Source organism: Acinetobacter sp. YH12208 (assembly GCF_013418055.1).
GTDB classification, from domain to species: domain Bacteria; phylum Pseudomonadota; class Gammaproteobacteria; order Pseudomonadales; family Moraxellaceae; genus Acinetobacter; species Acinetobacter pseudolwoffii.
In genome coordinates this window covers 1-12589 of record NZ_VPCT01000015.1, presented here as the reverse complement: position 1 = coordinate 12589, position 12589 = coordinate 1, and the positions used below count along the sequence as shown (strand labels likewise).

At 45.2% G+C, this 12589-nt stretch carries 9 protein-coding genes and 4 tRNA genes; 12 read left to right on the top strand and 1 reads right to left on the bottom strand.

Translation table 11 applies throughout. The features are described from left to right. Nucleotides 1–163: 163 nt before the first annotated feature. Genes trpA through FTU95_RS12375 form a run of 4 tightly spaced genes read left to right on the top strand, consistent with a single transcriptional unit; the run spans nucleotide 164 to nucleotide 4182 of the window. Nucleotides 164–964, top strand: a complete 801-nt coding sequence (gene trpA, locus FTU95_RS12390; RefSeq protein WP_100355753.1) for a tryptophan synthase subunit alpha — start codon at nucleotides 164–166, stop codon at nucleotides 962–964. Nucleotide 965: 1 nt separating this feature from the next. Continuing rightward, on the top strand, nucleotides 966–1862 hold the full coding sequence (gene accD, locus FTU95_RS12385) for an acetyl-CoA carboxylase, carboxyltransferase subunit beta (RefSeq protein WP_034608357.1): 897 nt from the start codon (nucleotides 966–968) through the stop codon (nucleotides 1860–1862). After that, complete coding sequence (gene folC / locus FTU95_RS12380) at nucleotides 1859–3142, top strand: bifunctional tetrahydrofolate synthase/dihydrofolate synthase (RefSeq protein ID WP_180078674.1); 1284 nt, start codon at nucleotides 1859–1861, stop codon at nucleotides 3140–3142. The genes accD and folC overlap by 4 nt, the downstream gene beginning before the upstream one ends. Beyond that, entirely contained in the window at nucleotides 3133–4182 is a 1050-nt protein-coding gene (locus tag FTU95_RS12375) for an SPOR domain-containing protein (RefSeq protein WP_373683527.1), read from the top strand. The genes folC and FTU95_RS12375 overlap by 10 nt, the downstream gene beginning before the upstream one ends. Before the next feature lie 398 nt (nucleotides 4183–4580). Here FTU95_RS12375 and FTU95_RS12370 read toward each other — a convergent pair whose 3' ends face one another. Continuing rightward, nucleotides 4581–5216, bottom strand: a complete 636-nt coding sequence (locus FTU95_RS12370) for a peroxiredoxin (protein ID WP_179999638.1) — start codon at nucleotides 5214–5216, stop codon at nucleotides 4581–4583. 333 nt (nucleotides 5217–5549) lie between these two features. Here FTU95_RS12370 and secA point away from each other — a divergent pair, with 333 nt between their 5' ends. The 8 genes from secA to FTU95_RS12330 all read left to right on the top strand — a co-directional run bounded on the left by secA (nucleotide 5550) and on the right by FTU95_RS12330 (nucleotide 11908). Continuing rightward, entirely contained in the window at nucleotides 5550–8276 is a 2727-nt protein-coding gene (secA, locus tag FTU95_RS12365; RefSeq protein WP_180078672.1) for a preprotein translocase subunit SecA, read from the top strand. A 137-nt stretch (nucleotides 8277–8413) separates the two neighbouring features. Continuing rightward, nucleotides 8414–8767, top strand: a complete 354-nt coding sequence (locus FTU95_RS12360) for a hypothetical protein (RefSeq protein ID WP_179999636.1) — start codon at nucleotides 8414–8416, stop codon at nucleotides 8765–8767. 158 nt (nucleotides 8768–8925) lie between these two features. Next, the gene (argJ, locus tag FTU95_RS12355) at nucleotides 8926–10146 is read left to right on the top strand and encodes a bifunctional glutamate N-acetyltransferase/amino-acid acetyltransferase ArgJ (RefSeq protein ID WP_074383508.1); all 1221 of its coding nucleotides are present in this window, start codon (nucleotides 8926–8928) and stop codon (nucleotides 10144–10146) included. 152 nt (nucleotides 10147–10298) lie between these two features. After that, on the top strand, nucleotides 10299–11366 hold the full coding sequence (gene nadA / locus FTU95_RS12350; protein WP_180078670.1) for a quinolinate synthase NadA: 1068 nt from the start codon (nucleotides 10299–10301) through the stop codon (nucleotides 11364–11366). A gap of 151 nt (nucleotides 11367–11517) precedes the next feature. Then, nucleotides 11518–11594, top strand: a tRNA-Pro gene (locus tag FTU95_RS12345). A 34-nt stretch (nucleotides 11595–11628) separates the two neighbouring features. Next, nucleotides 11629–11705 (top strand) — tRNA-Arg (locus FTU95_RS12340). Nucleotides 11706–11738: 33 nt separating this feature from the next. Continuing rightward, nucleotides 11739–11814 (top strand) — tRNA-His (locus tag FTU95_RS12335). A gap of 17 nt (nucleotides 11815–11831) precedes the next feature. Then, nucleotides 11832–11908, top strand: a tRNA-Pro gene (locus FTU95_RS12330). Nucleotides 11909–12589 lie beyond the last annotated feature (681 nt).

Below are 12589 nucleotides of genomic sequence, written 5' to 3'. Positions count from 1 at the left end.
GACCCTTCCGAATTGTTTTGAAATCTTCGTACAGGAAATGAAATACTCGAGGTCGGTATCGCAGACTGTTCATTGGACAAAAAATAGCGTTACAATGCGACGTCTTGTATTTTTACATAGTCAATGCCTCAAGTTTGAAACACGTTAAGGAAAGCTCAGCCCTATGTCACGTTTAGCCACACGATTTGAACAACTTAAATCTCAACAGCGTAAAGCTTTAGTTTCTTATGTGATGGCTGGTGATCCGCATCCAGAGGTCACTGTATCTTTGCTCCATGCAATGGTAGAGGCGGGTGTCGATGTGATTGAGCTGGGTCTTCCTTTCTCCGACCCGATGGCAGATGGTCCCGTAATTGCTTTAGCGGCTGAACGTGCGCTGGCAGGCGGAACCAATACTTTGGACGCACTGCACATGGTGAAAGAATTTCGCTTGAAAGATCGCGAAACACCTGTGGTGCTGATGGGTTATCTGAATCCGGTCGAAGTGATTGGCTATGAAAAGTTTGTGGCTTATGCTTACGAATGTGGAGTAGATGGCGTGCTGCTGGTGGACTTACCGCCAGAGGAAGCACAAAGTCTGGGTGAAGTACTGGAAAAATATGACATGGATCAGATTTTCCTGCTGGCACCCACTTCAACCGATGCACGTATTCAACACGTAGCGAAACAGGCCACTGGCTTTATCTACTATGTATCCTTGAAAGGCGTGACCGGTGCAGCAACTTTAGATGTCTCTGAAGCCGCTGCCCGCATTCAAAAGATTAAAGCTGTGACTGATGTTCCTGTAGGCGTAGGTTTCGGTATCAGCGATGCTGCATCTGCGAAAGCGATGGGTGTTGCTGCCGATGCAGTTATTGTGGGAAGTGCGTTTGTAAAGCAGTTTGCAACGCTTGCACCAGAACAAGCCGTTATTGCGACGGTGAATAAAGTCAAGGAGCTTCGAGCAGCGCTCGATGAGTTATAGTATGAGTCAACCCGTGAAATCAGGCAAAATTCTGAGCCCATCGACCCCATGGACGGAACGCATTGTTCCAGGCATTCATGTACCTGATGAGCAAACGATCTACAAAGCGACATTTACCGAGCCTACGGTCGAGTGTCCTGAATGTCATGCTTTGGTGACCCGTACCGCGATGTCATTCAATGCCTATGTTTGTCCGCAGTGTGATGAGCATTTACGCATGAAAGCCCGTGATCGCCTGAACTGGTTCTTTGACCAGGTACAGACTGAACTGGGTCAGGAGTTTAAGGCTAAAGATCCGTTAAAGTTTGTCGATAGCAAAGCTTATCCAGAGCGTATGGCAGAAGCGCAAAAGAAAACCGGCGAAACCGAAGCGTTGGTCGTGATTCAAGGCCTGCTAAAAGATGTCCCAATGATTGCCTGTGCATTTGAATTCGATTTCATGGGCGGCTCTATGGGGACAGTGGTCGGTGACCGTTTTGTTCAGGCGGCAGAGCGTGCGATTGAAGCCCGTCAGCCCTTGATCTGCTTTGCTGCTTCAGGTGGTGCACGTATGCAGGAAGGCATGTTGTCCTTGATGCAAATGGCACGTACTTCGGCTGCTATCCAGCGTTTAAAAGAAGCAGGCCTGCCTTATGTGGTGGTATTGACGCATCCGGTATACGGTGGTGTCACTGCATCATTGGCGATGCTGGGTGATGTACATCTGGCTGAACCGAAGGCGATGATTGGCTTTGCCGGTAAACGAGTGATCGAACAAACTGTCCGTGAAAAACTGGAAGAACCGTTCCAGCGCGCGGAATATTTGCTTGATCATGGGGTAATCGATCAGATTGTTCACCGTCACGCATTACGTGATACAGTTTACCGTATTGTTACGAAATTGATGAACCTGCATTGAACACAGCACCGCTAGCAACAGATTCTTTAAGTACATGGCTCGATTATTGGAGCCATGTTCACGTTACGGGTATTGATTTAGGTCTGGAACGGGTTATTCCGGTGGCTGAAAAGCTCGGTGTGACACGTCCGGCGGCCAAAGTGCTGACGGTGGCTGGAACCAATGGTAAGGGGTCAACCACCACCACATTGGCTGCGATTTTGAATGCACAAGGCTTCAAGGTCGGGCTGTATCAATCTCCACACGTGTACCGTTTCAATGAGCGGGTAAAATTGCGCGGCATTGAAGTTGAAGATCAGTTGTTGGTGGATGCTTTTGTTCAGGTGGACCAGGCTCGTCGCGAATGTGATTTGAGCCTGTCTTTCTTTGAAGCGACCACTTTGGCCGCTTTTGTGATTTTTAAAGATCAGTTATGTGATGTCTGGGTGCTGGAAGTCGGTCTGGGCGGTCGTCTGGATGTGGTCAATGTGGTTAATCCGGATGTAGCAGTGATTACCAATATTGGTCTGGATCATACCGATTGGCTCGGTGATAGCATCGAGAAAATTGCCTTTGAAAAAGCCGGAATTATCCGGCCGAATATTCCGGTGGTGTTTGGTGGACAGCAACAGATTCCACAAGCCATTTTAGCTAAAACTCAGCAATGCAACGCGCCCCTATATGCGGTGAATCGTGATTATTTCTATGAAGCCTTTGAAGATGGGCAAAGCTGGGCATTTGCTTCTTCAGGTACGACCTTAAAACTCCCAACAGGTTCACTGGCGCTAGATAATATTTCTACCGCTGTGGCTACCATTCTGCTGAGCGGATTAAACGTCAGTCAGCAGGCGATTGCACAAGGGATTCAAACGGCAAAGTTGCCGGGACGTTTTGAAGTCTGTCAAATCCAGAATAAAACCGTGATTTTTGATGCCGGACATAATCCGCATGGGGTCGAGTTTCTGCTGAAACAGTTGCGAAACTATTTAAATTACAATCAAAACTATAAAAATATCGTTTGTGTGTTTTCAATGTTGGCAGATAAAGATATAAATTCTGTCACCAAGTTATTGAAAGACACGGTTCAATTGTGGAAAATTGCACCATTATCCGTCCCACGTGCGGCAGAGCTCACAGTTTTGGCTGAAGCTCTAGGCGGTGAGGCGGTAGAACAATTTGACAATGTGAAATTAGCTTTTAAATCAGCACTGGATCAAACAGATAATAATCAGCTGATTTTGGTATGTGGATCATTTCATACCTTAGAAGCGGTATGGGAGTATTTGGAAGAATGTCAATGAATAACAAACAGCGCTGGATGGGCGGTGTTGTTTTACTCGGTGGTGGTGTTTTATTGGCAGCATTACTCCTGAAAGGTCAAGATGAAATCAAGCAGGATCGTCAGCAGAAACCGGCACAGGTTGCGGAAGTGGAAACTAAGGATGCAGTGAATCATTCGCTGGGTTCCTTGACGGTCGATGTGGAAACAGAAAAGCGTTTACTTGAACAGCAACGCCGTGATCGGGAAAAATCTGTGGCAGAGCAGGAGGCTCGTGCGGCTGAATTTTTAGCGATGCAGCAGCAGGCAGAAGCAGATGCGGCGCGTAAAGCGGCTGAAGAATATGCTGCACTTAATGCGCATCGTATGGGACAGCAAAGCTCGGATAATATTCCACCAGAACTGGTCGAAGACGAACAGGCCAAACAGAAACGCTTGGCTGAAGAAAAGGCTGCACAAGACAAAAAGCTAGCCCTGCAGAAGCTTGAGCAGCAAAAAGCCAACAGTTCAACTGAAGCGGCCAAGAAAGAAGCGGAGCGTAAAGCCGCTGAAAGCAAAGCGGCTGAAGAAAAACGTAAATTGGAGCAACAGCAAAAAGCCGAAGCAGAACGTAAGACGGCTGAGGCAAAACGTAAGGCTGAGGAAGAGCGTAAGGCAGCCGAGAAGAAAGAAGCTGAACGTAAAGCCGCCGAAGAAAAACGTAAAGCCGAAGACAAACGTAAGGCTGAAGAAGCCAAGAAAAAGGCAGCAGAAGACGCCAAAAAGAAAGCAGAAGCTGAGCAGGCACGTAAATTGCTGGAAGGTGAAAGTGACAAGCAGTGGATGGTGCAGGTCGCACTGGCAGCCAATGAAGCCAATGCAGATGCGGTTGCGGCAAAACTGCGTGCCAAGGGTTATAAAGTGACCAAGAGTCCAACCTCTAAAGGGATTCGCATCATGGTCGGTCCATCAAAGGATCGGGAAACTGCTGATGCTTCGCGTAAAAAAATCGCTGCAGATGACAGTCTGAATATGAAATCTGCCTGGGTGATTGACTGGGTGCCCTTAGATAAGCGTAACTAAGACAGCGTATTACTGTACTTTGGTTTAAAATGGATTCAGGTTATGCCTGGATCCATTTTTATTGGGGAGCAAAAATTAAAAAGGTGACAAAGCTCTCAGGATTAAAAAAGCCTATCTAAAGATAGGCTGGTGATGAACTTCGAACTCGGCACGTCATTCGGGTTAGAAATTCAGTTTTAATCTTGCTGCTTTTTATATAGATACATCAACGTTAAGAGTGGATGTACTTATACATATTCTTTATGAACAGAGCAGTGCTCTGCTTATCTATTACTGCGCACTTCACTTGTGTTGCGCAAAATTAAAAAGGAGTCCTTTTAATTTGTGTCACTCGAAGCGTAGCTTCTCGTCTTCTTGCGGAATATATTCCTCAGGGCGAAGCAGTGCCTTGCTGATCCTCACTCAGGATGTGGCGTTAAGCGCAGGTAAGGCGTGACCGCGGTATACCCTTTGGGAAAACGTTGTGCAATTTCAGTCTCATCTTTTAGCGATGGCACAATCACCACATCATCGCCATGCTGCCAATTGGCCGGTGTTGCGACTTTATGGCTGTCGGTGAGTTGCAATGAATCCACCACACGCAAGATTTCATGGAAATTACGACCCGTCGATGCCGGATAGGTAATAATCAAACGGACTTTTTTGTTTGGATCGATGACCACCAAAGAGCGAACTGTGAGCGTTTCACTGGCATTCGGGTGAATAAAGTCATATAGTTCAGACACTTTACGATTCTGATCGGCAATGATCGGAAAATTGACCGTGGTATTTTGCGTTTCATTGATGTCTTTAATCCAGCCATGATGTGATTCAACATCATCAACCGATAAGGCAATGGCTTTGACACCACGTTTTTCAAATTCATCTTTCAACTTTGCGGTATAACCAAGTTCAGTAGTACATACCGGCGTATAGTCCGCCGGATGTGAAAATAAAATGCCCCAGCTATCGCCCAGAAAATCATAAAAATTAATCAGGCCTTCACTGGATTGCTGTTCAAAATTCGGTGCGGTGTCGCCTAGACGTAAACTCATCTTTTTGCCTCAATTGGTCTTTTAATGTAGAGATGAGATTTAATATGAACTAATTTTTTTATGATTAAAAATAGTGTTTTTAGCTTTCTTTATGAATAAATAGCATAAGTGATTTGTTTTATCTATCTAGAATCAAACAAATCAGTCGTCTAATTGACTATATTGCACAGCTAAAGTTTGCTACATTACTTTGCCTTAGATCTCGGGGCTAGAACTCAGGATCAGATTTTTTTCAGCGGTTTTATAGCAAAACCCTTGTAGTTCAAATTTCTAGCACCATAATAACGACTAAGAACATATTCATTTGACAAGCAAGATTTAGAGAGTCTATTCATGTTGGCAAGTCTGATCGGAGGAATCTTCGGTACCAAAAATGAGCGCGAACTCAAACGCATGCGTAAAATCGTAGACAAGATTAATGTGCTCGAGCCGACGATATCTACCCTTAGCGATGCAGACTTATCTGCGAAAACTGAAGAATTCAAACAACGATATAATAAGGGTGAAAACCTCGATAAATTATTGCCTGAAGCATTTGCAGTCTGTCGTGAAGCCGCCAAGCGGGTGATGGGCATGCGTCATTATGACGTGCAGCTGATCGGTGGTATTACCTTGCACGAAGGTAAAATTGCAGAGATGCGTACCGGTGAGGGTAAAACCCTGATGGGTACCTTGGCCTGTTACCTGAATGCCATCAGCGGTCAGGGTGTGCATGTCATTACCGTGAACGATTACCTGGCACAACGTGATGCCGAGCTCAACCGTCCATTATTTGAATTTTTGGGTTTAAGCATCGGGATTATTTATTCCATGCAAAATCCGATGGAAAAAGCGGAAGCTTATCGTGCCGATATTACCTACGGTACCAATAACGAATTTGGCTTTGATTACCTGCGTGACAACATGGTGTTCTCGCTGGCTGAGAAAAAGCAGCGTGGTTTAACCTATGCGATTATTGATGAGGTCGATTCGATCCTGATTGATGAAGCACGTACTCCGCTGATTATTTCAGGTCAAAGTGAAGACTCTTCGCAGCTTTATGCAGCCATTAATAATATTCCACCAAAGTTAAAACCACAGAAAGAAGAAAAAGTGCCGGACGGTGGCCACTTCTGGATTGATGAAAAACAGCGTTCAGTTGAAATTACTGAAGTGGGCTTTGAAACCATTGAAAGTGAACTGATTGAAATGGGCCTGCTGGCTGAAGGTGAGAGCCTGTATTCAGCGGCGAACCTGAACCTGTTGCATCATGTCACTGCAGCGATTCGCGCCCATTATCTTTATCAACGCAATGTGCAATACATCATCAACGATGGTGAAGTGATTATTGTCGATGAAAATACCGGTCGTACCATGCCGGGACGTCGTTGGTCTGAAGGCTTGCATCAAGCCGTAGAAGCCAAAGAAGGTCTGGAAATCCAGCCGGAAAACCAGACTCTGGCAACCACAACCTTCCAGAACTATTTCCGTCTGTATAAAAAACTATCCGGTATGACCGGTACTGCTGATACTGAAGCAGCGGAAATGAAAGAAATTTATGGTCTGGATGTGGTGCTGATTCCAACGCACCGTCCAATGATCCGTGATGACCAGAACGATTTGATTTATTTAAATCGTGAAGGAAAATATAACGCCATTATTCAAGAAATTCAGCGTGTGCATGAAGCCGGTGTCGCACCGATCCTGATTGGTACAGCCACTATTGAAGCGTCTGAAATCCTTTCAGACAAGCTAAAAGCAGCTGGCATTGAGCATGAAGTGCTAAATGCCAAGCAGCATGAGCGTGAAGCCGATATTATTGCCCAGGCGGGTGCACCACGTGCTGTAACCATTGCTACCAACATGGCCGGTCGTGGTACCGATATTTTGCTCGGTGGTAACTGGAAAGCATTACTGGCGAAAATTGAAAACCCAACTCCTGAAGATGAAGCGCGTCTGAAAGCAGAATGGGAGGTCAATCATCAGGCAGTGCTAGATTCGGGCGGCTTGCATATTATCGGTTCTGAACGTCATGAATCACGCCGTATCGATAACCAGTTGCGTGGTCGTGCAGGCCGTCAGGGGGATCCGGGTGTATCGCGTTTCTACCTGTCGCTTGAAGATGACTTGATGCGTATTTTCGCCGGTGACCGTGTGGTGGGTATGATGCGTGCCATGGGCTTGCAGGAAGATGAAGCGATTGAACACAAAATGGTGTCTCGCTCGATTGAGAATGCACAGCGTAAAGTCGAAGCACGTAACTTCGATATTCGTAAGAACTTGCTGAAATACGATGACGTGAATAACGAACAGCGTAAGATTATTTATAGTCAGCGTGATGACATTCTGGCAGAAAATTCGCTGCAAGATTATATTGAAGAAATGATTCGTGAAGTGATGCAGGGTGTAATTGCCAATTATATTCCGCCTGAGTCGATTCATGACCAGTGGGATATTGAAGGTCTGGAATTGGCTTTGCGTGAAGACATGTCACTCGATCTTCCTATCGCACAATGGCTGGAACAGGACCGTCGTCTCGATGAAGATGCCTTGGTGGTGCGTATTAGCGATGAAGTACTGAATCGTTACCGTTCACGTCGTGAACAAATGGGTGCGGAATCTGCAGCATCGCTTGAACGTCACTTTATGCTGAATTCTCTGGATCGTCACTGGAAAGAACACTTAGCAGCGATGGATTACTTGCGTCAGGGCATCCATTTACGTGGCTATGCACAGAAAAATCCAGAGCAGGAATATAAAAAAGAAGCCTATAACCTGTTTGTGAATATGCTGGGTGTCATCAAATCGGATGTCGTTACAGATTTATCGCGTATTCATGTTCCAACACCTGAAGAGCTGGCTGAAATGGAAGCGCAGCAGCAGGCACAGGCTGAGGCAATGCGTTTGCAGTTATCTCATGATGAGTTCGACGGTTTACTGGCAGATGAACATGAAAATACGACTGAACAAAATGCTGAGGCAAGTCCGGTAGCGCCAGTCTTTGAAGCGCCGGCAAGCCGTAATGCACCTTGTCCATGTGGTTCAGGCCTGAAATATAAACAGTGTCATGGCAGAATCTAAGCGATATTGAAAATCAGAGCCACATGGCTCTGATTTTTTATGTATAAAGATTTTTCAGAAACTGAATACTATTTGCAGTCCTGCGGATTAAATGGTATTTAATGGCTCATTCAACACCGAAAAGTGGAATAACCTGAATGAAAAAAGTATTAAAAACGCTCATGATTGCCGCTTTGGCCATGCCTGCTTTAAGTTCTGCAGAAACTGCAGCCACCACGACACTTGATAAAGTTCAGCAAGCAGTGGGTTCTACTACAGCTCAAGTACAACGTACAGATGAACAAGTGACCGTGGCCAGCCCGCGTACCGGGATTCGTTATACCTTTGCCAATCAGAATCGCCCGATTGTGTTGCAGACCGCTGCGATCGCACCGGCCAATGCGGCCAATGCAGATCGTATTGTGGCATCTAATCCGGCACTTTCTGCCGCGAGTCAGCAGCAAGCGAAGCAGGCTTTATTAAATGAAGCAGGGCAACTTGCGAAAAATTAAAATCTCCGATTTTTTAAAATGCAGAAACCAGTCTTGATGACTGGTTTTTTATTGTGAAAATCCATCATAAATCTCAAGCTGACTCAGGCTTTGGCTCGATTTTTTGTTGCAGATCAACTAAGCTGTATTTTTCCGAAACTTCAATATTGGACTTTAAAATGGCAGTTGGTGACGTATCTATGCCACAGATGCATGTGGTGAAAGGGGTTAAAATTGGTTCGGCTGAAGCCTATGTGCGCTATCAGAACCGACGTGACCTGGTGATATTTGAACTGGCTGCAGGCTCCAATGTTGCAGGGGTATTTACTCAAAATGCCTTCTGTGCAGCCCCTGTGCATGTATCTAAAGCGCATTTACAGGTAGGGAATCCGCGTTACCTGGTGATCAATACCGGCAATGCCAATGCAGGAACCGGCCCTACAGGCATGGCAAATGCAGAAGCCACCTGTGCCAAGCTGGCTGAACTGGCAGGGGTACAGGCTGCTGAAGTTTTACCATTCTCTACGGGTGTCATTGGCGAGCAATTGCCAATGGAGCGTTTGCTCAGCGGTTTACAACCTGCGCTAGACTCATTGCGTGATGATGCCTGGGTCGATGCTGCAACGGGAATCATGACCACAGACACTACACCGAAAGGCGCTTCAGAGCAGTTCGAGCTGGATGGTGCCACCTATACCATGACCGGTATTTCCAAGGGTGCCGGCATGATTCGTCCAAATATGGCGACTATGCTGGGTTATGTGGCAACCGATGCTCCAATCAGCCGTGAACTGGTTCAGCAGTTATTAACAGAAACAGTAAATGTGTCGTTTAACCGCATTACTATCGATGGTGATACTTCAACCAATGATTCCTGCATCTTGATTGCCACAGGTCAAGGCGGGGGGGCTGAAATTACTTCGACTGAAGATCCACGTTATGCAGTCGTGCTTGATGTGTTAATGCGTACCATGAAACGCTTGGCGCAACTGATTGTGCGTGATGGTGAAGGTGCCACCAAATTTATTACAGTTGCGGTAGAAGGTGGTGCTAATATTCAGGAATGCTGTGATGTGGCTTATAGCATTGCACATTCGCCATTGGTTAAAACTGCGATTTTTGCTTCTGATCCAAACTGGGGGCGTATTCTGGCAGCGATTGGTTATGCTGGTGTGCCGAATTTAGACGTTGCAAAAATTCAGGTTTGGTTAGATGATGTACAAATCTGTAAAGATGGTGGTGCGGCGGCAGACTATACTGAAGCAGCTGGTGCAGGTGTGATGGCCCAAGCTGAAATGACGATTCGTGTTGATCTTGGACGTGGTACAGCGAAAGACACGGTCTATACCTGTGACCTGTCTTATGATTACGTCAAGATTAATGCAGATTATCGTTCATAATTCAGATCGTTTCTAAAGCCTCCGTTGTGGGGCTTTTTTTATATCTTATGATTTTTAATGACTGGTCAAAAATGGCATTTTGCCAATTGTGATTAGGGTGTAGGGTAAATGTCCGTGTCATAACGGATAATTAGGGTAGAGTAAGAGTTGTTATGAATAGTGCGACCAAATTAATAGCCAATGAAGCAAAGTCGATTGTGCAGGCGCATTTAGATCGTTTAGGCGTTCCTCAAGAACATCAAATGAGCCAGCAGGAAAAATTAGACAAATTTGCACAAATCAAGGCTGAACTGGAAAAACAGGATGCCGTTTTGGTGGCGCATTATTATTGCGATCCTGAAGTACAAGAACTGGCTGAGTTGACCGGTGGTTGTGTTTCGGATTCTCTGGAAATGGCACGTTTTGGTCGCGATCATTCAGCCTCTACGTTGGTAGTGGCAGGAGTGAAATTTATGGGTGAAACCTCAAAAATTTTATCTCCAGATAAAACCGTGCTGATGCCAACCCTGGAAGCGACCTGTTCACTGGATCTTGGTTGTCCGGTTGATGAATTTACAGCTTTCTGCGATGCGCACCCCGATCATACCGTGGTGGTGTATGCCAATACTTCCGCAGCGGTGAAAGCACGTGCCGATTGGGTAGTGACTTCTAGCTGTGCAGTGGAAATTATTGAACATCTGGATAGTCTCGGTGAAAAAATTATCTGGGCGCCGGATCAGCACTTGGGCCGATATATCCAAAGCAAAACCGGTGCAGAAATGTTGCTCTGGGATGGTGCCTGTATCGTGCATGAAGAATTCCGTTCACGCGGTATTGTCAATATGAAAGCACTCTATCCCGATGCTGCGGTGTTGGTACATCCGGAATCCCCCATGTCTGTAGTCGAGATTGCCGATGCAGTAGGCAGTACCTCGCAACTGATTAAAGCCGCACAGACTTTGCCACATCAGCGTTTAATTGTGGCTACGGATCGTGGTATCTTCTATAAAATGCAGCAAGCAGTTCCCGATAAAGTCCTGATTGAGGCACCAACTGCGGGGGAAGGGGCAACCTGTCGTTCTTGTGCGCATTGTCCGTGGATGGCAATGAATGAGCTGGATGGTATTTTGCATGTATTACAGCATAAGGATCAGGAAGTACATGTCGATCCTGTACTGGCTGAACGCGCAAAACTGCCTCTAGATCGCATGTTGAATTTTAGTGCCGGACTAAAACGTTAAAATTTGTATAAAAAATGTCTGAAGCGCTTGATAAATAAACGCTTGGCGCGTTTTTTAGGTTTTTTTTTAAGATAGGTGTTGACGTCTCCGGGCGTCACGCCTAGAATGCACACCGTACCGAACGATGTTCGATACGAAAGCTGAGATGAATCGGAGCATAGCACAGCCTGGTAGTGCACCTGGTTTGGGACCAGGGGGTCGTAGGTTCGAATCCTACTGCTCCGACCAATTCTTCAAGGCAAATGATGTTTGCATCAGTAACGCGCTTGTAGCTCAGTTGGATAGAGCATCCGCCTTCTAAGCGGATGGTCACAGGTTCGAATCCTGTCAGGCGCGCCATTTGGTCGCTTGATGTTAAGAATCAAAATGATGGTGGATGTAGCTCAGTTGGTAGAGCCCTGGATTGTGATTCCAGTTGTCGCGGGTTCGAATCCCGTCATTCACCCCAACTTTTAAAGTTGAAATCGGAGCATAGCACAGCCTGGTAGTGCACCTGGTTTGGGACCAGGGGGTCGTAGGTTCGAATCCTACTGCTCCGACCATTTCCTTAAAGATGGTCGAGATAAAAGATACCGCGTTAAGCGGTTTTTTTATGCCTAAAATTTAATAAGTATAAAAAATACACAATATTATTTATAGTCGCCTTTTTAATAATTGTTTATGTAATCACTTGTATCTCTATATCAATTTATTTTTCACTCAATATAGCTATGCAGGTGAGATGGGTTTTTTATTTTATGTCTTTTGCTGAAGAAGGATTATGATGCGTTTAAGGATGGGGGAATATTGAGGCATTCTCATTTTCATACTATTTTATTTTGGTGAAGTGTATGCGTTCCTCAGCATTTATATAAAAGGGAAATATAAATAATTTATCAGTCTTGATATCTATATTTTTCTTACTAAAGAAAAGATGAATTACAATATAAATCTAAAATCCACCAGAAATATCTTTTATAAGTAAATAAACACTATAAACCTCCTTGGAATGTATATTTTTTACTCAGGAAATAGGAAAACCTGCACTTTTTGTAGAATAAATAAACAGTCGTTGGGTTTTTGCTGAATTATTTAGAAATAGGGGTTGTGTTGGGTGTGAAATGCTGTAGAATGCACATCCATCGGCAGTGATGAAGATTAAAACTTCTGATAAAACAGCAACTTAGCACGAAGTGTTAAGATTGGGTTTTGTTTGATAAGTTTAAATTAATTTGAATTACGGA

Excerpts from the sequence above, each read along its gene's own strand:
- FTU95_RS12360 (WP_179999636.1), top strand. The coding sequence starts at position 8,414 with ATGAAAAAAGTATTAAAAACGCTCATGATTGCCGCTTTGGCCATGCCT.
- trpA (WP_100355753.1), top strand. The coding sequence starts at position 164 with ATGTCACGTTTAGCCACACGATTTGAACAACTTAAATCTCAACAGCGT.
- secA (WP_180078672.1), top strand. The coding sequence starts at position 5,550 with ATGTTGGCAAGTCTGATCGGAGGAATCTTCGGTACCAAAAATGAGCGC.
- accD (WP_034608357.1), top strand. The coding sequence starts at position 966 with ATGAGTCAACCCGTGAAATCAGGCAAAATTCTGAGCCCATCGACCCCA.
- FTU95_RS12375 (WP_373683527.1), top strand. The coding sequence starts at position 3,133 with ATGTCAATGAATAACAAACAGCGCTGGATGGGCGGTGTTGTTTTACTC.
- argJ (WP_074383508.1), top strand. The coding sequence starts at position 8,926 with ATGGCAGTTGGTGACGTATCTATGCCACAGATGCATGTGGTGAAAGGG.
- FTU95_RS12370 (WP_179999638.1), bottom strand. The coding sequence starts at position 5,216 with ATGAGTTTACGTCTAGGCGACACCGCACCGAATTTTGAACAGCAATCC.
- nadA (WP_180078670.1), top strand. The coding sequence starts at position 10,299 with ATGAATAGTGCGACCAAATTAATAGCCAATGAAGCAAAGTCGATTGTG.